Below are 18,271 nucleotides of genomic sequence, written 5' to 3'. Positions count from 1 at the left end.
TTCGATGACACTAATATTGAATATCTATTTTAGTATTTATGTACTAGAATAGCTAAACTTCCAATATTATAATAATGTGCGGCATCTGATCATAAGCAATGTCCACTCCCCCTAATCTTTCTCCTCAACAAGTAAGCGCCTTTCCTCAACACGAAACAATCACCTGAGTCGTAGAACGCCTAACTTTTTACTCTGCTGAATCGGGTTACACTGTGGCAAGACTGACTCGCCCACGTAGCACCGAACTCACAACAATTGTTGGCAGCTTTGCTAACATCCAGCCAGGTCAAACTCTACAGCTAACTGGTTTCTGGCGGGATCATCCACAATTTGGGTCACAGTTCCAGGTAGTTAATTATAAAGAAACCAAACCAGCCACTCTGACTGGAATTGAGAAATACCTCGGCAGTGGGCTGATTAAAGGTGTTGGCCCAGTCACAGCAAGACGGATTGTTGCTCACTTCGGGCTAGAAACCCTGGACATCATCGAAAACCAGATTGAACGACTGATTGAAGTCCAGGGTATTGCCAAAAAACGGATCACTCTCATTAAAAACGCCTGGTCAACTCAAAAAGCGATCAAAGAAGTGAAGGTGTTTCTCCAGGGGCATGGTGTTTCTACCACCTATGCTGTGAAGATTTACAAGCAATATAAGGATGAGGCGATCGCTACTGTTACCAAAAACCCCTACCAGCTAGCAGCCGATATCTATGGGATCGGTTTTCTGACTGCTGACAAGATTGCGAGAAATATAGGAATTGCACCGGACTCAGAATTTCGTTATCGTGCGGGGATTGTCCACTGTCTAAGTGAGGCCGCCGAAGATGGTCACTGTTACCTGCCACAAAGCGAACTGATTGAGTCGGTAATAAAACTACTGACTACCGAATCTCATCAGCCCACAGAAGAAGCAATTGCACAAATCATCAAAGACATGGCTCTAACAGATGAACTGATTAGAGAGTGGGATGAGAATAAAACCCTACTTTGCTACAAACCGACTTACTTTCATACGGAACAGAATTTAGCTCAACTGATCCGCCAACGCTTAGAAAAGCCTGTTGAGACTGACATTGAGCGTGTGCGTGATTGGATTAACCGCTTTACAGCCAGCCGTAAAATTCAGCTTTCAGAACAGCAACTCCAAGCTGTAGAAACAGCAGCCTACTCCAAAATCATGATCCTCACAGGTGGCCCTGGCGTTGGAAAAACCTTCACAACTCACACCATTGTCAGCCTGTGGAAAGCAATGGGTAAATCCATAGCCCTAGCTGCACCCACTGGACGTGCTGCTCAACGTTTAGGTGAAATGACTGGGCTGGAAGCTAAAACTATTCATCGCTTGTTAGAATTTGACCCGCGCTCAAGGGGTTTCAAGCGTGATAGCGAAAATCCTTTACCCCACACGGCAATTATCGCTGACGAAGCTTCGATGCTTGATTTGTTTCTGGCTTACTCCTTAATTAAAGCAGTACTAGCTGGCGCTTTACTGTTGTTGGTGGGTGACATTGACCAGTTACCATCTGTGGGCCCAGGTCAAATACTCGCTGATTTGATTAATTCTGGTTGCGTGCCAGTAGTGCGGTTAACTCAGGTATTCCGCCAAGCTCAAACAAGTGCAATTATCACTGCTGCTCACCAAATTAATCGAGGAATTTATCCCACAATCGAGCCAATCTCCGACAATCCTGTGTCCGACTGTATTTGGCACGGCGGCGGACATCAGCCCGAACATGGTGTACAGGCAATCTGCGAGTTGATTACCGATTTCATCCCTCGGCTGGGTTTTAATCCCGCTACTGATGTCCAGGTACTTTGCCCGATGACGCGGGGTGTAGTTGGGACTCGCAACCTAAATACTGTGTTGCAGCAGTTGATTAATCCACCCAGCCCCAACAAGGTGGAGATTAACAGAGGTGGAAATTTATTACGCGAGGGCGATCGCATCATCCAGCTAACCAATGACTACAACCGCGAAGTTTTCAACGGCGACTTAGGAATTATCCAAAACATTGATACTGTCGAGCAGGAAGTTGCAGTGCAATATGGTGAGCGGACTGTGGTTTACGATTACGCTGACCTCAATGAAATTGCGCTAGTAGTTCGCCAACCCAAAATTGCTGGGTGGAGGTCGGCAGAGGAGCAAGGGAGCAGGGGAGCAGAGGAGAGATTTGTACAAGTTCTTTCCCCCTTGCCCCTCCGCACCTCTGCCTCTCTGCTTGCCACCACGCAAAGTTACCTTGGCAGACTACTAGCGTGGTGCGTGACTATTCATAAAAGCCAGGGGTCAGAATATCCAGTGGTAATTTTGCCAATCTATATGCAGCACTATATGATGTTGACTCGGAACCTGTTTTACACTGGGCTGACCCGTGCCAAGAAGTTAGCGATAGTGGTTGGCGCAAAAAAAGCGATATCTCTGGCAGTGCGCTCTACTGATGACCAACGGCGGTACACAAGGTTACAGCAGAGGTTACTTCAGGCAGGACTGAATTGTTAAAAATAAAAAAGTTTATTGAATTATTTGATTTATACTTTTAAGTCCCCTGGTAAAAAAAGCCGAAAAGTTTGTATGTCCAGCCTCAGTTCAGACATGGTTCGCATATATTTGCAAGAAATTGGTCAGTATCCTTTATTGAAGCCAGAGGAAGAAATTGCTTATGCAAGACTTGTACAAGAAATGATTGCCATTGAGCAATCTAAAAATGAACTCACCCAACAGCTAGACCGGGAACCAACAATGACAGAATTAGCCAATGCTGTCGAAAAAACCGAAGCACAAGTCCGAGCAGCGCTGCACCTTGGCCAAAAAGCTAAACAAAAAATGGTGACAGCAAACCTGCGGCTAGTAGTTCACCAACCCAAAATTGCTGGGTGGAGGTCGGCAGAGGAGCAGGGGAGCAGGGGAGCAGAGGAGAGATTTGTACAAGTTCTTTCCCCCCTGCCCCTCCGCACCTCTGCCCCTCTGCTTGCCACCACGCAAAGTTCCCTTGGCAGACTACTAGTAGTATCTGTTGCCAAGAAATACCAGAACCGGAATTTGGAATTCTTAGATTTGATCCAAGAAGGAGCAATCGGTTTGCAAAGGGGTATAGAAAAGTTTGATCCCAACCGGGGGTATAAGCTATCAACCTACGCCTACTGGTGGATTCGTCAGGAGATTACACGCGCCATAGCAGAACAATCGCGCACTATTAGATTGCCTATTCATCTCACTGAAATACTTACCAAAATTAGAAAAGTACAGCGAGAAAGCTTTCAAAAACTCGGTCGTCATGCCACTGCCGAAGAAATTGCAACACTCTTAAACATAAGCACAGATAAGCTTCGAGAATATCTCACTGCTTCTCGCACAGCCATTTCTTTAAATAAACAAGTAGGAGATGAAAAAGAGACAGAATTGGGCGAAATTTTAGCCAGCGATGCCGCTTCACCAGAAAAACTCCTTAGCCAAGAACTTTTATCGCAAGATGTAGCTAAATTCTTAGAACCATTGACACCTATACAGCGTCAAGTGTTGACTTTAAGCTTTGGGCTAGAGAACGATCAGCATTTCAATCTAGCTCAGATTGGCCAACAGCTAAACCTCAGCCGAGAACGGATTCGTCAAATCCAGGTCAAAGCTATAAGTATTCTCCGCCATCGACAAAACGACATGCAAGAGTATTTATTTGATTAAGTAGAATTACTTTCGTCAGATGATGCACGGATCTTGTAGAACTAAGACGAAAAACTATATTAAGAATGAAGTAAGTCCCCAACAGTAATCAGTCAATGCCCAGCAAAACTATTGAAGTCAGAGAGTACACGGTTAGAGCGCACAAGCGGGAAATTCATACTCGCGTTTTCAACTTCGTATGTAAGCAGTGTGAGCAACCCACACAAAGAGAAACTTTTGGTGTGCGACCGCTCTACTGTGAAATATGCCGTCCGCCACAAGCACCCAAGAAATCAGTAGTCCCTCTCAAGAAAAGAAAACCCAGAGCTATGACTTATAGGAGTGATGAGGGTAAGCTAGGATAATTTTTTGTCAAAGATTGCTAGTCAGTGATAGTGACTCAAAATCAAGCAAGAAAGTTGATTTCAGTCCCCACCTTTAACTTAGTATTCAACTCAAAAGCTTATTTTTTCACCCCAGCATCAATCATTTTGGCTAAAGACTCAGCGTTAAATCTCGTCAGCGATTCCGCTAACTGCTGAAAATATCGGTATTGATCATCTGCATATTGCCCTGGCTCCAGTTCTAAAAGCTGACAAAACTTGAAGTAATCAACTTTCCAATTATATTCAGCAATACCATTGGTGAACTCTTTGGCTATTTGACGTGATTCAATGCTGGCTGTTGATGCTTGACTATTGTGGTTGTAAGTGCTGCCAAGTTCTGTCATATTCCTCACTCAATAGTATATTTGTATTAATAACTATTTTAGTTTTCTCTGACGATTAATGAAAGTAGGACAAAGCCAGAAGCGTTTCCCTCCAAGGCTGCCAGTTCAATTTGGTGAGAAAGATGTTTACAAGTGTACCAACCAACTGATTGATTATTTTCTAAATACAGTACCTCTGTCACAGATAAATTGTAGCCCTGCTAGCTAACCTTAATTCGTCCCACAATTATAGTAATATCAAATTCCTGAATTTATTATATTATGTATTGTCCAATGGGTTTAGATTGTCGTCAAATGACAGGAGTTGACTATCAATGCTCCAACATTTCTACTTGTATGCAAAACTCCCCTAAACCCTCAATGGTGAAAATTATATTTTATGCACTTCATCAACAGATATGTGATTTAAAAGATATTAAGATCGACCAAAAACTACTTAATGAGTTACTTGAAGAAAATCAACAAGATGTAGAATCTTTCTTAGAGAATTGGGAGAACTTAGAGAATTTACAGTAATCCAATTTTCTTCAGGCGTGATAGTAATCCAGTCCGGGTGCTATAATCTTTTTGCATTTGCTTAATAGAAGCTTTGAATTCCTCTAGCTTTCCTTGATATTCAGCCAATTCCCGTAAGTCAACTAGATGTGCAACTGCTTGGTCATAAGTTTTGGATTGCTTGAATTCAAGTAATTTATATATATCTGACCATACTTTATCTTGATTTTTAGCTAGAACTTCTAACTTGCGGATTTTTTGCTGTTGTGCTGCCAGTTTTTCTCGTTGCTGACGCTGTTGCATTTGCTCATTAGCATTTTCTAGTAACTGTGAGAATGAGCGTTTGGGAGCATCATGATTGCTCTCACTTCTCGGAATCTTAAATAGTTCTCGCAGTCGGTTTGTAAGTTGTATCCCAACATTAATTTCACCTGTTGCCACTTTCAAGAGGAAATAGTCTTTTTCCTCTGATGATAAAGCTGTAATCCACTCTTCTATGGGTTCAGTATTTTCTTTTATATCAATACTTACTTGAGATGCCGATGCAATTAAATCCTGGTCAATATCAAATAACTCCGTAAAAGTCTCAATTGCAGCAGGTAGCTTTTTCAAGTTTGCTGGGACAGGTGGTTCAACTAAATCTTCTTCATTTTCCCCTTCTTCAATTGCTATTGAAGCTGCTTTTAACCAAGCCAGGTATAAAACTCGATAATCTCCTTGCAAAATATCATCACGCAACTGCACTAATTGTGCTAGCCATCCCTCCCCTTCTATCCAATCTCCATATTCTTCGTCCTGGATACTAATATCTACAATTACATAGTTTTGGCTCCTTGATACAGTAATTTTATCAGCTACACAATAAGGCTCAAAAACTGATGAAGCAACCACAGTTTTAGGGAAACGAAACATTAATTGTCGCGTCCCCCAATTCGCCATGTATAACATGATGTCGAAACACTTTTCTAAAACTTCCTTGGGTTCACCTCGAAAGTCTCCATAGCTGTAGGTAAAAATTGCGTTTGTTGCACTCAGTTGTACTCGACTAGATAGACTACTTATATATGCTTGTTCTGATGCAGTTAATGGTCGGTCTAATGCCTGGAATTCGTAATATTGGTACTCGCTCATAGTTTTCTTTATCTTTAATAAAGTATTTAACTTTTAAATATTTGGTGTTTGCTAATTAATTTCTGGTTACCAACAAGAAATTAATACAGAATTAATGGCTGAAAATAGGTTGCTACAAAAAAATATTGTGAATAGAAAGTGCTGAAGGATATGCTGATTGAATTACGATATTTTTGTTGGCATCTATTATGAGCCAAACAATTTTATGCTTCGTATTTTTTATTATAGGTATAAAAAGCCTTTGTCCATCCTCTCATGATTAACTCCTTCGACAATACTGAGGCTGATGTCATACTGCAACGGCAAGGATTACAAATCTAAACTTTTTGCAATTCTTATCATTAGCTCTACTTTTGTTCCTTTATTCCACAGACTTTCCACAGCTATTTCTACTGTTTTCCACAGTTATTTGACAAGATAATCGGCTTCTGTTCATCCACTGTGGATTTTGTTATGACTGTAGCAATCAGTCTGCATTACTGAGTTATTATTACGTGATGTAAATAAAACCTGCCTCTAGCCCTAGCTTTCTCGTAATTATTTATTTTTTCTATATTTATCTTTAACATTTTGCAACATTGACAAACCGAGCCAATCAGCACACAATAAATCGACTAGCCTTTGTTTGTCCATTCCATTTTCAACAGCAACTGTATAAAACTATTCAGTTGCTAACGCAGGTGGTTTGGCAAGCATTGAACGGGGTGAAACATTACTTGCAGTGCATCACCTCTAGCTTGTTTTCCCTATTGATTTGCTCTTTCTGAAGCTTTTATTATATGAACTCAACCCAAAACATCTTTACTACTCTTCCCGAAACGCTACATCAATCTCTCAATACCTACCTAGAAAAACATCCTGATTGGGATGAACATCGCCTTATTACCGCAGCCATCTCCCTGTTTCTGCTACAAAATGCAGATGGCGATCGCGGTGTTTCCCAAGTTTATCTCGAAACTCTGTTTCGTCACGGCTAATATTATTCCCTAGAAGTCATAGTAAATAAAAGGTCAATCAAACGATACACTCAGAAAGATTCTTTCAGTCAGGATTAATGGCAAGTAAAAACGAGGTAAAATCGAAAACATCTACTATTGTAGTATCGGCACTCTCAGATGCAATAGAACCCAAAGTCGCAAAAAATGCTGAAAATGTAGCTCAAACAGTGGAAAATTCTCTGGATAGTGACGACATCTTAAACTCACTCAAAACCTTACTTATTACTATAGAAAAGCTACAAAAAGTTCGCCTTGAAGCAGGTGATATTAAACCTTTGATTGAGCAGATGCTTGATGGGGAACCAGTCAGGGGTGAAGAAATTGAAAAAGCCAAAATTGGAGCCAACGCTCTTAATCGCCTAGTTCGTGCTTATAGCGATCACCAAGCAGCACTACTTAAAGCACAATCTGCTCGTACCTTATTAGATCAAGTCCTCAGCTTCAATTCAGCGAACTAAAACTGGCTTTCATCTGTTTCAAAAAGAGAGAATTATCACATCAACTTTTTACAATCATTTAGCTTTGTATATTGTTGGCTAAAAATTGAGTTTTCAATTTAAAAAGCCCTGGTAAAAATTCAGGGCTTAGTTTTTGTATTCATCTGTTTGCTTTGAATCTATCCAAAATTGTCATTTTTGAGTTTAATTAAGAAAGTATTCAACAAGTAAATCTTAATTTTGTCGAAAATCTTAATTTTGTCGTTTTCCCAGGTGTTGTAGTAACTGCTGATGCCTTGCAACAAAAATATTTATTGCTCACAACTAATTTACAATCTATCAATAGTAGTAATGAAACTGAAAACAGATGACTAACAAAAAGATCGTGCTAGTTACAGGAGCATCATCTGGATTTGGGCAGTTAACTGCTCAAAAAGCTCGCTGCTGTAGGTTAATGGGTCTTTGGTACTAGTCGCAAGTCACATCCAGCATCAGTTGATAGAGTTATTTTTTTGCCGAGTTCGAGGTAAAAATGTTAATTTCATAATGATATTTTGAGCGAAATATATGAAAAAGCTTGTTGAGGAATCACTGAAGTATTGACTGTTGTTATTCCAGGTAAAATAGTTGTAAAATAAAGTTTTGTTACTACTGACTTGATCTAAAGGCATAGTAAGCATGGAGCATAATAGACAATTGAACCAAGGATGACAAACCCATTTGCGCCACCAGATTTCCCAACGATGTACCGTTGTATTGGCATAGTTGAGGGTCAGTATTTCCCAAGTAAGGAAGAGTTTAATAATGGTATTTTAGTAACGAAAGATGGGAGTATTTATTCCACAACGTTAGCAAGTAAGTTAGAGAAACTGTTACAAGATAACCCAGAGTTAGTAGCAAGTACTAGTATTTGGGTGGTATGGACGAGAATGGAAAGAGAGTCAAAAAAACTGAACTTTCATTTAAGAGGCAGGCAAAAAGAACCGATATCAGATTTGCAACAGACATGGTTATTAGCTGCTGATGGCTACTTTTCCCTACGTGGTGTAGTTATCAGTCAAGAAAACGGTCAGTTGTCTGTGCAAATTCGACGCAACTTTAGACCGCCATTCGGAGCAGAGTCAGCGATGCAATGGCAACCATTCATCATCGAAATAGAAGGATTGCTGCCGGAACTTGGGGTAGGCGTAGGCGATTTTTGGGAACTAGATGTGCGACTTGTTGGCTCCAAGCTGGTGATGGATGATGCGAGACTAATTTTGAAATTCCCAAAACGTAGAGAAGAGAATTTTGTTAGTGCCGAGAATCACATAATACCTGGACTGTTGAAAAAAACTAATGGTCAAACTCCAACCGAAGGCAATCACAAAACGACGACACCAATACCATAAAAACAAGAAAATACTGTAGCTGTGCTGGGGAAATAGGCTGCTGCTGATTGAATTTGAGCAAGGTTCTGAGACTGACGGCTCACGTCCTTTAACAAAAATAACTCTTTGCATTGGGGACAACAATTCGGCTAGTTTAGTAACTTGTTCTGAGTGAATTCGATAATAATTAGAGATACATTAGTCAAAACCTATTAATTTCATCGCTAGATAAGGTATGCCCAAGACTTGGAACATCAAGATAGATAACTATATTCAAGCCAACGCCAATTGCATCATCGCCACTGCTCATGTAGACTCATTCCCTATAGACCTGCCGCTAGAACCGAATATCCGGGAACCCAACCGCAAAAGCGCGACCTACAGACAAATCTTCGACTCACTGACCACCGAACCTGGAAAATTCTTCTCCCGCCACAGTGGAATCGTCCTGTCAGCTAATAAAGTTAAACCTGTCAAGAACAAAACTGAACTGGAGCTAGAAGTCTTAGAAGCTAGCGAGGGGGGTAGCGATGGCATTATCAATGGAGGTCACACAGTTTTAGCTTTTGAGCAAGCGAAAAATTACAAATATGACCTCAGCCTTGCCAGAGTAAAAGTTACGATTCACATCGGACTGACTGAAGAATCAGCCCTAGACATAGCCCTGGCAAGTAATACTACAACCCCAGTAGATTCTCGCTCCAAAGTCAACGCCAGAGGTGATTACAAATTCATCAAGCAGTATTTAGCGCAGTTAGAAAAGAAAGAAGAGAGAAAATTTAGAATAGCCTATTACCAAAACCAAAGCAGCGCTCCCAGAAATGCCCAGTGCAATGTGAACCATTTGCTGAAGTTGATAAACTGCCTAGATAGAAACAGATACAACCCCGACGGCAATAAACGAACCAAACACCCAACAGGTACAAGTATCCCCTCTCAAATCACAGACGCAGAAAGGGAAAGATTAACCGCCTTACTGCCTCTGCTATCTCAGGCTTTGTGGATAGAGCAAAGACTGTACGAAATAATCCAAGAACATATCAGCAACCCCAGAAGAAAGGGTGTGAACGATTTAGCATCAATAGATATACGTAAAACTACATTGTTGCCGGACAGCAAGTACTCTTTTGGGTTTGGTGCGCCAACTGACCTCGCACTACCGATAATCGCCTCATATCGGGTATTTCTAGACAAAGACTATAAATGGATTCTGCCGTTTAACGAATTCGCTGAAGATTTCCTCCAACACTTGTGGAATAACTATTTCCGTAAATACTTGGTGTCGGAGAAAACAGCAGGAAATACAGTGGGCACAAAAATAAGTCGCAATCAAGAGATTTGGGAAAGTCTTTATATCTCAGCGCAGAGTTATCTAAATCAGCACTTGATGAAAATGGTCAATTCCAGTAAGGAAGAAGAACCGAAGGTGACACAAGGTACAAAAGGACGGTTGCAAGCAGGTAAGAAATAGTAGTAAGCTGTGGTATATGTAATTTTCCAGAGCATTACAGAGTTAACAATTGTTGCAGACCCGAATGGCACGCTTGTAAAGGGAAAATCGTTGAGGCAGCTCTTGTGCAGAGGAGCAGGGGAGAAAAAAGAAATTTTAGGCAATTGTGTTCAGATATTTAGAAATTCCCCTCTGCACCCCTGCACCCCTGCCCTTGGAGCATCCTTACACTGCCTACTATTCAGCTTAACAAGTGTGCCATTCGTTGCAGAGCTAAAAAGTGCAAGTTATATGGGCGACAGCTTAGAGAATTCTTTGAGTTAACTTATCCAAGGCTTAGAATTATTTCGATGAAGCTCTACAGCAATATCAAACGACTCCCATTTAAGTTGGTCTGACACCACTTCTGGAAAATATTTTTTTGCATTTGGATTACATTTGATGTACGGGTCATTAATCAGCTTTAGTCTCTGCCAATAATATTGAATCAATTCAGATTTACAAAATTCAACTTCTTGCATACTTCTGTTGCTGAATTGCTTAAATGGCTGGGGGAAAAGGGTAATTAAACTAATTCGCAATGACGCTCTCTACGAGACGCTGCGCGTAGCTTGCTTCTCTGTAAGAGTACGCGGACTCGCTACCGCTACGCTAACGCAATTACGTGAAAGTGAAAGTGAAAGCGAGTCTTCGATAGCGCAGCGTTAGCGAGTACTCGAGCGTCGCGTCCGGGGATTTAGCTGAGGGTTCAATTCACTCTGCCTATATTGCTGGGGACTTAAACCCCCAAAGTTCGTTAAAACCCTGTTGCCATCTCTATTGGAGTGCCTTCTCAAATAGATCCCTGAAATCCATAAAAAGCCTTATTAATTTAAAATAATATGAACCATTATTAACCTCAACTTGCAGGATGAAAAAGTGTGGAAAATAAACTTGAATCAGGGCCAATAGGTGAATTTAAAACTAGCTCTAGTCAATGGAGCATTTTGGCTGTCGTTCGTTTCTTTCTTGCCTTTACTATAGTTTGTGGTCACATAAACCATTTCAAGTTTGCCTCTGGTACAGATGCTCTAACCAATATCTTATTTACGTTTGGCGATTTCGCTGGTCCTTCGGCTGTTCTGGGATTTTTTCTAATTTCAGGTTTCTCAATAGCAAGTTCTATTAGCCGAAATACGAAGGGTTTTTATCAGCGCAGAATTTTCCGAATCTATCCTCTTTACGCTATATCAATTATTGGATCAATAGTGCCGTTTTTATTATTAGGAAGAAGCATTATCGATGTTCCTAACGGACACTTTTTTCGCTCTGGAGTTTTGGAGATTATAAAAAACTTACTGTTTTTACAGAGTTTTGTGACTTTACCACTTAGTTCAAACAACGTAGTATGGAGTTTAAGTATTGAAGTGTTTTTTTATCTTTTAGCACCATTATTTAATAAAACTAGCAGTGATAAGCTGATTATTTTAATTGGATTTTCCTCCTTGGTCTTTGCTTTATATCCCATCTTAGAACGGATACTACATCCGCAATCACCTCTCCCTGACTTCCGTTTTTTAAAACACGGATTAGTTGTAGTTTTTACTTTGTGGACATGGCTTTTGGGTTTTTTATACTTTCGTTACAAAAGTTTTTTTTGGAGCAAAATCGCAGTAATTATTCTAGGATGCTCTCTGATTATTTTAAATCATTCGCATGACGGTCGGTTTGGTGTATTTGCATTTTTTATAACCAGTGTAAGTGTAGTTTATTCATCTGAAATTAAGCTTCCTCAAGCTTTGATTAAACTTTTTGATTATTTAGGGAATGTATCTTATCCTCTTTATTTATTTCACTTTCCAACATTAATTTTTAGCTATTCTGTTTTAGGTAGTAAAAATGCATTTGCCTTAGTTACTTCCAGCTTATTCGTTTCAATATTTTTCTACCACCTTGTTGATGTACCAATAAGATTGAAAAAAGCTGATGACAAAAAACTTCTTAATTGCTAAGTAAACGTCACCAGAAAAAAGGTGTGTAAATTAAGCAGCGATCGTCAGGTCAGTTTTAGTCGTATGGTTGGAGTCTTGAATTTGGCACCTTGCAATAACTGTTCTAGGTCGTCAAAAAACTGAAATTAAACAGTATTTAGTTTCGTTATAAGCTAGAACGGCAAAACTAACTGGAGAGGTGAGACTAAAGGCTTAATTACGTATTCGTCTTAGAAAATATCAAACGAGTTTACTATGCTTCCAACCTACCTCTAGCAAGTTTTACCGCTCTAGTTTATAACTGATTATCAAGGGATAAGCTGGGGCTTGGGCATCAGTTATTACCCATTCGGGTTGCATTGCTGTACTGCAACGGACTTCTTGAGACTGAAAGACAAAAACTGTTGAAGAAGAATTTAGTCCTCCTGCCTCCTGAAAGTTAAAGTCTGTTTGAAAAGTATATTTGGCATACTGAATGCAGTGAAGTGAAGCATCTCAATTCCAACGAAAAATCGTGATTATTCGCTTCACTTCGTTTTGTTCAGAATGATGAATTATAACTATCTTGAACTTTTGTTGTGGAATTTACGCGGATAGTAGGGCATGGTTAATGGTATGATAGTACAAACTAACTATCAAGAGTTTTGTAGTTATTTTGGACAGTAATATTTTCAACAAATTGCAGTTAAAAAGTGAGGAATGCGCTTTGACAAATTCTAATTCCCTACTTTCATGGGAAATGCTTTAAGTTCAAAACAGAGCGCCTAGTTATGGGATGATATATGTCAAAATCGCAAAAACTAGAAGAAATTTTATCTATTCTTGCCAAAATTAGAGAGCATCCGACAAGTGAAGAAGGGATGATAATTTTACGCAAAGGTCTTAAGAGTAAATATTCTATAGCTGTTGCTCAAGCAGCCAAGATAGTAGGTGAATCTACTATCACTAAGTTGGTTGCTGATCTTGTAGAAGCTTTTGCACGAATGATGATCAAACCCGCACAAGTAGACCAAAATTGTCTTGCCAAGAAAGAGATAGCACAAACACTGTATCACTTAGAATACAGCGATGAAGACCTTTTTTTGCAAGGGATTCGACACGTTCAAATGGAGCCAGTATGGGGAGGAGTTGAAGATACTGCTGCCCATCTGCGGGGTATATGTGCTTTAGGTCTGGTGAGAATGAACTACTCAGATGTAATGAACGAATTAGCCGATCTACTAGCTGACCCCAAACCAGAAGCAAGAGTTGCTGCTGTAAAGGCGATCGCCTACACAGGAAATCCCCAAGGTGTACCTTTACTTCGTTTAAAAACCCGCATAGGCGATCAAGCACCACAGGTGATTTCGGAGTGCTTCAGTGCTTTGTTGCAACTAGCTCCGACTGATTCAGTTGCAATAGTTGCTAGTTTTCTTTTTGACCCAAAGGAGCAAATCTGTGAGTTAGCAGCATTGACGTTGGGTGAATCACGATTAGAGGAAGCATTTGATCTTCTCAGAAATTGCTGGCAGCAAACAAGAAATGTAGAACTTCGTGGCACATTGTTACTAGCAATAGGGATGTTGCGACAAGATAAAGCAATAGATTACCTGATTTCAATAGTGGCTCAAGGAAAAGACATTGATGCAAAAGATGCGATTGCAGCGTTGGCTATTTATCGAGAAGACCGTGAACTGTGGCAGCGAGTTGATCGAGCTAGTGAACAAAGAGCCAATCAATAGGGACTTTAAAAGCATTGAGGATGTAGGGAACCATTAGCCTATCCTCTGATTGTCAAGTATTTTTCGGCTCCAGGGGACATCTCAATGGATGTAACCGGAGATATAGTAACGGAGGATTTAGGGAGAATATTTGCTTCTGTGAGTCATGGAAATATTGAACCACTAAAACAACTAATATCAAATCAGCAAATCAATGAATACGTCAGAAGTGCGAATACGTCAGAAGTGCAGCATTAGAAGCGTTACTAGTTTTAGTGGCTGAAGAAGTTATTTCTAGAGAAAATTGTTTCCAGCCAGAAAAATTAAAAAAACTGGAGAACAGGTTAATTAGCCCAGAAGGATTTACTTTATCGACACCAAAAAAATCCAAAAATCAAGCTAAAAACAAGAAAAAGATGCAAGTACAATCTCGCCGAAAAAATTGCTCCCCTCAAAAATAAGTATTCAAAGACCCCACCTTTGTTTAGTAAGGGTCTTAGGAAAAACGCTGCTCAAAGATAAGTATTGAGTTAATAGATTGAATGCCGATAAAATACGAGAATAGAAAAGGACAGACGTATTATCTCTATTAAGGCATAACGAAAACTGGTAAGCCTAAGTATAAGAATTGATTTCAGAAAATAGCTCGCTATTTTTGGCATTTGTTAGTTTTGCAAGATATCTACTAAGCAATAAAAAACGACCCCGCAACGCTGAGTAGAAAATAAACGCTTGGTAAGAATGAGACTTGTCCGATTAATAGCGAATGCAAATATAGACCGCCCATTGATTTTTATGCAAGCAAATCGCAGTTGTGTTATTATCCAGATGAATCTCGGTTCTAGTGAGGAACAGCCGCTAGAGGAAAGGGGGAAAGTCCGGTGTAAATCCGGCGCTGTCCCGCAGCTGTAAACAAGGCTTGCCTTGTGAGTCAGAATGCCCGCCGAAGTTGACTTGTAAATTTTGTACATCTGCGAGGCACAGATAAGTATTTTTATGAAGGTTTATACAACTAATCAGCTTTACGTTCTCATAGTGCCACATATCAAGACGCTACAGATTACGACTTTCTATGAGAGGGCAAGCGGTTAATTCCCATTATAAATTGTGTCTTGAAATGCAGCGATCGCGGTTGCTACTCCAGATGAGAGTAGCGTTTGCAAATAGTCACAGGAACAATGAAATGCTGTACTAACTAACAGGCGAAAGTTTTTAAAAAAGAGGTCGTCAATGGCGTATATGACGTACATAGTCCTGTTTCATCACTGAGCAAATACTTTCCCAATCACGCATAGGAATTGCTAAGTTACTAAATTAATACTTCAGTTAATTATCATGCCGAAATTCTATCTTCACCGAACTGGGAAGATTTCTACTGCTATTCATCCCTTTGTTAAACAAACGGCTCTTCCTCAAAGTAAACACAAGCCCAGTCTACTGCAAGGTAAAATTATTCAATTGGATTTTAACTAAGTTTAGGGGGTTTAATTCCCCTAGTTCTAGAGGCAGAACAAATTAAAGCCTAGCTAAATCCCCGGACGCTCGCAGACTCGCTAACGCTGCGCTAACACAAAACGTAATTATGAATTATGAATTATCGAATTAAGGGATTTGTACCACTTCCAAACAAAGCTATCCGTCTGGTATTACAGGGTGTTGGTAATCGATTTGACTACTTTTATGACTATCCTTGGCAACCCCAGGAACCTCGTCAAACGCGATTAGTATTGATTGGACGAGAGCTTGAGCAGGTTCGCATTGAATCATTGGTGTTGGGGGAGGAAGTCAATGCGACCATCCAATAGTATTTGGCAAGGAAATTTTGGCTACTGGCAAAATAGTTTTATTCATAATAATCTGCTGGTAATCGGTTACACAGGATGGAAGGGATTTCAGTCATTTGGGCGGGGAATTGTTATTTGTGATGTGGATACTAAAGTTACTCAGTCAACAATTACAAACTTTGATACAGTTCCCTTTATTCTCCAATTTCTTCCCTGCGATCTGATTGGGTTTTACTTGCGATCACAATCACTTAACTCATCTATAATCTCATCCATTTTCCCAGCAGTCGCAACATACAATCCCCATGAAGATATTCTTCTGGTGCTAAAAGTTGAACCTCAGATTGAGGTTACTTTTTTACACCAATTAAAAATTACTCCACTCGATTGCTACGAACAAGTTTGCAAGCGTTGGTCAGAATTTCAACCAAGCTTAATGCCCTAATACTTACTTTATTCCTCAATGCTCAAACCACAATTAAGCAAGATTCCGAAACCTACTTGCTATCAAAATGCGGCGATAGATTATATGGGACTCACAAATTCCGACTATCTCCGTTTGTAGGAGGTGCGCTATCCTACATTAGGCGGCGCTGTCAAGTCAATCCTACCAGTTATTTCAACTTACACCACAAAGAACTTCAGCCGCTAGGAGAAAGTTTTATTTAATGGAAACCGCAGTGAAAAAGTCGGATTTTGTCCTGAGTCCTTACATGAACAGCAGGGACTTGCGGGCAACTTATCAAATTCTGAATACGGTTGTGCCTTATGTAGTTTTATGGTTTTTAGCACACAAAGCAGCTGCTATTTGTTTTTGGTTGCTTGCGCCTACTATGGTTTTGATGACGCTGTTTTCAGCGCGTTGTTTTTCTTTAATGCATGATTGCGGACACTATTCACTCTTTCGTTCAAAAAGGGTTAATCAAATTATCGGTTTTATTCTGGGGGTGATCAACGCGATCCCTCAATATCCGTGGTCAAGAGGACATGCCTATCACCACAAAAGCAACGGTGATTGGCAACGCTATCGCGGTCCTAGTGCATTACTCTCTACTGAGGAGTTTGCTCGCCTCAGTCCATCTGCCCAAAGGCGTTATGAATTACTGAGGCACCCATTTATGATCTTTCCGGGAGGTTTTTTCTATATCGCGATTAAGCCAAGACTCGCCCTGATTGCCGGAATATATGATTTTATAAATCATCTAGTGACTTGCTTGCAGCAAGATCCTTTTATGGATTTACCTCAAATCATCTCCTCTCACAAGTCTAGAAATTGGTACACTGCGACTGAATTTTGGCATCTGTTGTTCAATAACATTTGTGTAGTCGGCATCTGGATTTTTCTGGGGTATTTACTTGGATTTGGTTTTTTCGTGAGTGTTTACTCAATCACGCTAACTTGTGCTGCGGCAATCCTCATCTGCGTCTTCTTTGTTCAGCACAACTTTGATGGCTCTTACGCCCACAAAACTGAAGGGTGGGACTATCTTGAAGGAGCAATTGAGGGCAGCAGTTATCTGGAGTTACCCACCGTTTTAAAGTGGTTTTCCGCCGATATCGGCTACCATAACATTCATCATCTTTGCGACAGAATCCCCAATTACAACCTCCAAGCTTGCCACAATCAAAATATTCACCTGCTTAGAAGTGTAAAAACGCTGCGAATGGTAGATATTCCTGATTGCTTCAAATACATTCTGTGGGATTGTCCCTCTAATCGCCTCACGTCGATAGCATCGTTTCGTCAAGCGGCACAATCTATCGACCTAGAGAGAGTCAACGAAGCGTAAAGCTTCTATGCTTCCTGGGGTAGTTCCTTTAGGTGAGTGAGGAAATACTACAAATAAAATCTCAAATTAATGCATTGATGGCTCGCTACAGCTTCCTCAAGCCAGGGATGTTTTTTGTGGATTTAGAAACGGGTAACTATTTTGATATTAGTGGCGACAAAGTATTTCCCGACCTAGTAGTTCGCCAACCCAAAATTGCTGGGTGGAGGTCGGCAGAGGAGCAAGGGAGCAGGGGAGCAGAGGAGAGATTTGTACAAGTTCTTTCCCCCTTGCCCCTCCGCACCTCTGCCTCTCTGCTTGCCACCACGCAAAGTTACCTTGGCAGACTACTAGCGCAGACTACCTGCGGCAACTGCTCGATAGTGACTACTTCATTGCGATCGCCGCATTGAAAGAAGGTGAGGTCGTTGGCGGTCTTACTGCCTACGAGCGTAAAAAATTCGAGTAGGAGCGCAGTGAGATTTACATCTACGATCTAGCTGTTGCCTCTGCACACCGACGGCAGGGGATCGCAACGGCATTAATTCAGAAGCTTCAGGAAGTAGCAGCAGCTTATGGAGCTTATGTCATTTTCGTCCAGGCGGATATTGGTGACGAGCCAGCCATTAAACTTTATACAAAGCTGGGCGATCGCGAAGACGTATTGCATTTCGACATAGCAGTTAATAGCGGCAATGACAATGCCTAATGCTTATCTGAGTAGTGGCTTTTCGAGAAAGGCATACTAGAGAGCGGGTCAATTTTTTACAATCTTAAG

General features: G+C 40.6%; 20 protein-coding genes, 2 pseudogenes and 1 riboswitch. Of the genes and pseudogenes, 17 read left to right on the top strand and 5 right to left on the bottom strand.

Annotated features, from left to right (window positions below; translation table 11 throughout):
• The first annotated feature begins 212 nt into the window (after window positions 1-212).
• The 3 genes from FD723_RS36015 to FD723_RS35995 all read left to right on the top strand — a co-directional run bounded on the left by FD723_RS36015 (window position 213) and on the right by FD723_RS35995 (window position 4,024).
• A complete protein-coding gene (locus FD723_RS36015) occupies window positions 213-2,501 on the top strand; it encodes an ATP-dependent RecD-like DNA helicase (RefSeq protein ID WP_256875326.1) in 2,289 nt (762 codons plus the stop codon).
• 72 nt (window positions 2,502-2,573) lie between these two features.
• Window positions 2,574-3,680 (top strand): sigma-70 family RNA polymerase sigma factor, encoded by a 1,107-nt coding sequence (locus tag FD723_RS36000; RefSeq protein ID WP_256875325.1) that lies wholly within the window; start codon window positions 2,574-2,576, stop codon window positions 3,678-3,680.
• Between the two features lie 95 nt (window positions 3,681-3,775).
• Window positions 3,776-4,024 (top strand): hypothetical protein, encoded by a 249-nt coding sequence (locus tag FD723_RS35995; RefSeq protein WP_179069990.1) that lies wholly within the window; start codon window positions 3,776-3,778, stop codon window positions 4,022-4,024.
• Window positions 4,025-4,122: 98 nt separating this feature from the next.
• On the opposite strand, the gene FD723_RS35990 is transcribed toward FD723_RS35995, so the two are convergent.
• On the bottom strand, window positions 4,123-4,389 hold the full coding sequence (locus tag FD723_RS35990) for a hypothetical protein (RefSeq protein ID WP_179069989.1): 267 nt from the start codon (window positions 4,387-4,389) through the stop codon (window positions 4,123-4,125).
• Window positions 4,390-4,427: 38 nt separating this feature from the next.
• Window positions 4,428-4,571: a hypothetical protein gene (locus tag FD723_RS35985; protein ID WP_179069988.1), complete on the bottom strand. Its 144-nt coding sequence runs from the start codon at window positions 4,569-4,571 to the stop codon at window positions 4,428-4,430.
• Between the two features lie 154 nt (window positions 4,572-4,725).
• On the opposite strand from FD723_RS35985, the gene FD723_RS35980 reads away from it, so the two are divergent.
• Window positions 4,726-4,905, top strand: a complete 180-nt coding sequence (locus tag FD723_RS35980; RefSeq protein WP_179069987.1) for a hypothetical protein — start codon at window positions 4,726-4,728, stop codon at window positions 4,903-4,905.
• Here the strand turns inward: FD723_RS35980 and FD723_RS35975 are convergent.
• Window positions 4,897-6,015, bottom strand: coding sequence for a hypothetical protein (locus FD723_RS35975; protein ID WP_179069986.1), 1,119 nt, complete (start codon window positions 6,013-6,015; stop codon window positions 4,897-4,899). The genes FD723_RS35980 and FD723_RS35975 overlap by 9 nt on opposite strands.
• Before the next feature lie 779 nt (window positions 6,016-6,794).
• On the opposite strand from FD723_RS35975, the gene FD723_RS35970 reads away from it, so the two are divergent.
• The 4 genes from FD723_RS35970 to FD723_RS35955 all read left to right on the top strand — a co-directional run bounded on the left by FD723_RS35970 (window position 6,795) and on the right by FD723_RS35955 (window position 10,291).
• Window positions 6,795-6,992, top strand: coding sequence for a DUF2811 domain-containing protein (locus FD723_RS35970; RefSeq protein WP_179069985.1), 198 nt, complete (start codon window positions 6,795-6,797; stop codon window positions 6,990-6,992).
• A 77-nt stretch (window positions 6,993-7,069) separates the two neighbouring features.
• Window positions 7,070-7,471: a hypothetical protein gene (locus FD723_RS35965; RefSeq protein ID WP_179069984.1), complete on the top strand. Its 402-nt coding sequence runs from the start codon at window positions 7,070-7,072 to the stop codon at window positions 7,469-7,471.
• A 686-nt stretch (window positions 7,472-8,157) separates the two neighbouring features.
• Window positions 8,158-8,841 (top strand): hypothetical protein, encoded by a 684-nt coding sequence (locus tag FD723_RS35960; protein ID WP_179069983.1) that lies wholly within the window; start codon window positions 8,158-8,160, stop codon window positions 8,839-8,841.
• Window positions 8,842-9,055: 214 nt separating this feature from the next.
• Entirely contained in the window at window positions 9,056-10,291 is a 1,236-nt protein-coding gene (locus tag FD723_RS35955) for an AIPR family protein (protein ID WP_179069982.1), read from the top strand.
• A 299-nt stretch (window positions 10,292-10,590) separates the two neighbouring features.
• Here FD723_RS35955 and FD723_RS35950 read toward each other — a convergent pair whose 3' ends face one another.
• A complete protein-coding gene (locus FD723_RS35950) occupies window positions 10,591-10,791 on the bottom strand; it encodes a hypothetical protein (protein ID WP_179069981.1) in 201 nt (66 codons plus the stop codon).
• A gap of 399 nt (window positions 10,792-11,190) precedes the next feature.
• Between FD723_RS35950 and FD723_RS35945 the strand changes: the two genes are divergently transcribed.
• The 4 genes from FD723_RS35945 (at window position 11,191) to FD723_RS43540 (ending at window position 14,401) form a co-directional block, all read left to right on the top strand.
• Complete coding sequence (locus FD723_RS35945; protein ID WP_179069980.1) at window positions 11,191-12,261, top strand: acyltransferase; 1,071 nt, start codon at window positions 11,191-11,193, stop codon at window positions 12,259-12,261.
• A 761-nt stretch (window positions 12,262-13,022) separates the two neighbouring features.
• The gene (locus tag FD723_RS35940; protein WP_179069979.1) at window positions 13,023-13,961 is read left to right on the top strand and encodes a HEAT repeat domain-containing protein; all 939 of its coding nucleotides are present in this window, start codon (window positions 13,023-13,025) and stop codon (window positions 13,959-13,961) included.
• Window positions 13,962-14,045: 84 nt separating this feature from the next.
• Window positions 14,046-14,198: a DUF1186 domain-containing protein gene (locus FD723_RS43545; RefSeq protein ID WP_256875324.1), complete on the top strand. Its 153-nt coding sequence runs from the start codon at window positions 14,046-14,048 to the stop codon at window positions 14,196-14,198.
• 17 nt (window positions 14,199-14,215) lie between these two features.
• Window positions 14,216-14,401, top strand: a complete 186-nt coding sequence (locus FD723_RS43540; protein WP_256875323.1) for a hypothetical protein — start codon at window positions 14,216-14,218, stop codon at window positions 14,399-14,401.
• Window positions 14,402-14,759: 358 nt separating this feature from the next.
• Window positions 14,760-14,903, top strand: a riboswitch (cobalamin riboswitch).
• Window positions 14,904-15,028: 125 nt separating this feature from the next.
• Here FD723_RS43540 and FD723_RS35930 read toward each other — a convergent pair.
• Window positions 15,029-15,190 (bottom strand): hypothetical protein, encoded by a 162-nt coding sequence (locus FD723_RS35930; RefSeq protein ID WP_179069978.1) that lies wholly within the window; start codon window positions 15,188-15,190, stop codon window positions 15,029-15,031.
• Window positions 15,191-15,535: 345 nt separating this feature from the next.
• On the opposite strand from FD723_RS35930, the pseudogene FD723_RS35925 reads away from it, so the two are divergent.
• The 5 genes and pseudogenes from FD723_RS35925 to FD723_RS35910 form a co-directional block, all read left to right on the top strand.
• Window positions 15,536-15,745: pseudogene (locus tag FD723_RS35925) on the top strand (GTP-binding protein); the annotation flags it as partial.
• Window positions 15,729-16,169 (top strand): hypothetical protein, encoded by a 441-nt coding sequence (locus FD723_RS35920; protein WP_179069976.1) that lies wholly within the window; start codon window positions 15,729-15,731, stop codon window positions 16,167-16,169. The pseudogene FD723_RS35925 and the gene FD723_RS35920, both read left to right, overlap by 17 nt.
• Before the next feature lie 223 nt (window positions 16,170-16,392).
• Entirely contained in the window at window positions 16,393-17,514 is a 1,122-nt protein-coding gene (locus FD723_RS35915) for a fatty acid desaturase (RefSeq protein WP_179069975.1), read from the top strand.
• 32 nt (window positions 17,515-17,546) lie between these two features.
• Window positions 17,547-17,906: a hypothetical protein gene (locus tag FD723_RS43535; protein WP_256875358.1), complete on the top strand. Its 360-nt coding sequence runs from the start codon at window positions 17,547-17,549 to the stop codon at window positions 17,904-17,906.
• A pseudogene (locus FD723_RS35910) lies at window positions 17,849-18,202 on the top strand (GNAT family N-acetyltransferase); the annotation flags it as partial. The gene FD723_RS43535 and the pseudogene FD723_RS35910, both read left to right, overlap by 58 nt.
• Between the last annotated feature and the right edge of the window lie 69 nt (window positions 18,203-18,271).

Source organism: Nostoc sp. C052, assembly GCF_013393905.1.
Lineage (GTDB): Bacteria > Cyanobacteriota > Cyanobacteriia > Cyanobacteriales > Nostocaceae > Nostoc.
The sequence above is the reverse complement of the archived record's forward strand: the minus strand, read 5'-3'. Positions and strand labels throughout refer to the sequence as shown.

Excerpts from the sequence above, each read along its gene's own strand:
- FD723_RS36000 (WP_256875325.1), top strand. The coding sequence starts at position 2,574 with ATGTCCAGCCTCAGTTCAGACATGGTTCGCATATATTTGCAAGAAATT.
- FD723_RS35965 (WP_179069984.1), top strand. The coding sequence starts at position 7,070 with ATGGCAAGTAAAAACGAGGTAAAATCGAAAACATCTACTATTGTAGTA.
- FD723_RS35915 (WP_179069975.1), top strand. The coding sequence starts at position 16,393 with ATGGAAACCGCAGTGAAAAAGTCGGATTTTGTCCTGAGTCCTTACATG.
- FD723_RS35990 (WP_179069989.1), bottom strand. The coding sequence starts at position 4,389 with ATGACAGAACTTGGCAGCACTTACAACCACAATAGTCAAGCATCAACA.
- FD723_RS35975 (WP_179069986.1), bottom strand. The coding sequence starts at position 6,015 with ATGAGCGAGTACCAATATTACGAATTCCAGGCATTAGACCGACCATTA.
- FD723_RS35995 (WP_179069990.1), top strand. The coding sequence starts at position 3,776 with ATGCCCAGCAAAACTATTGAAGTCAGAGAGTACACGGTTAGAGCGCAC.
- FD723_RS35955 (WP_179069982.1), top strand. The coding sequence starts at position 9,056 with ATGCCCAAGACTTGGAACATCAAGATAGATAACTATATTCAAGCCAAC.
- FD723_RS35930 (WP_179069978.1), bottom strand. The coding sequence starts at position 15,190 with ATGTACGTCATATACGCCATTGACGACCTCTTTTTTAAAAACTTTCGC.
- FD723_RS35950 (WP_179069981.1), bottom strand. The coding sequence starts at position 10,791 with ATGCAAGAAGTTGAATTTTGTAAATCTGAATTGATTCAATATTATTGG.
- FD723_RS35970 (WP_179069985.1), top strand. The coding sequence starts at position 6,795 with ATGAACTCAACCCAAAACATCTTTACTACTCTTCCCGAAACGCTACAT.
- FD723_RS43545 (WP_256875324.1), top strand. The coding sequence starts at position 14,046 with ATGGATGTAACCGGAGATATAGTAACGGAGGATTTAGGGAGAATATTT.
- FD723_RS35960 (WP_179069983.1), top strand. The coding sequence starts at position 8,158 with ATGACAAACCCATTTGCGCCACCAGATTTCCCAACGATGTACCGTTGT.
- FD723_RS35940 (WP_179069979.1), top strand. The coding sequence starts at position 13,023 with ATGTCAAAATCGCAAAAACTAGAAGAAATTTTATCTATTCTTGCCAAA.
- FD723_RS35920 (WP_179069976.1), top strand. The coding sequence starts at position 15,729 with ATGCGACCATCCAATAGTATTTGGCAAGGAAATTTTGGCTACTGGCAA.
- FD723_RS35980 (WP_179069987.1), top strand. The coding sequence starts at position 4,726 with ATGCAAAACTCCCCTAAACCCTCAATGGTGAAAATTATATTTTATGCA.